The organism is Oleiphilus sp. HI0125 (assembly GCF_001635355.1).
Genome location: NZ_LWGF01000010.1, coordinates 1 through 931, shown reverse-complemented (window position 1 = coordinate 931; position 931 = coordinate 1). Strand labels below are relative to the sequence as shown.

The window sequence follows — 931 nt, the reverse complement described above, 5'->3', positions numbered from 1 at the left end:
TCGCGAGCCCTTACTGGGATGACCCTAAGAAAGCCGCTCTATTTAATAAACACAATAGCGCCAAGCAAAAGCTTGAGCTCATCAACTTTGCACAAACATCAAATCATAAATTTAAAGGCATTATATTTGATGCTACTGGGTTTGAGACGGCGTCCGACTTGAAGTCGCTTTATGTCTACTTTCATCACGCCCTGAAACATTTAAAGCAGAACGGCAGAGTTATCGTAATTACAAATCGCACTAGCGATGAAAAAAGCCCTGAAAACAACGCCTGCATTGAGGGCACGCGAAGCTTTGTTCGATCATTAGCGAAGGAAATTGGCGCAAAAGGCGCAAGTGCAAATCTTATAGAAGTTGAGAGCGGCGCAGATAAAAACTGCTACCCAGCTCTAGCCTTTTTGCTTTCGCGAAAATCTTCTTACATTACTGGTCAATCTCTGACTGTTTCTAATACCCGTACGGTCGCCCCAAGCTGGCATAAACCCCTTAAAGGAAAAATTGCCTTGGTAACAGGCGCAGCATTTGGCATCGGCGCTGAAACAGCCCGCGTACTTGCACGAGACGGCGCGATCGTTGTCTGCCTAGACATACCTATCAACCAAGCACCACTCACGCAATTTGCTTCAAGCATCGGCGGACATGCGATAGCGCTTGATCTAACAACCACAGATGCAGTTGAAGAATTACTTGGTTCAATCACATCTCAATTGGGAGTAATTGATATTGTTGTGCACAACGCAGGTATCACCCGCGATAAAACCTTGCGAAATATGAGACCGGAGCAATGGGACAGCGTGCTCAACCTCAATCTTGAAAAGATCATCAAAATTAATGAAGCTTTGATAGAGAAAAAAGCACTCGCAAAGAATGCACGAATAGTCGGCGTCAGCTCTATTTCTGGCATAGCTGGCAACTTCGGCCAAACAAATTA

The 931-nt window shown here is 45.0% G+C and carries 1 protein-coding gene; it reads left to right on the top strand.

Annotated elements, in window-relative coordinates:
- On the top strand, nucleotides 1-931 hold a 931-nt coding region (locus tag A3762_RS00510; protein WP_156493087.1), incomplete at both ends, for an SDR family oxidoreductase.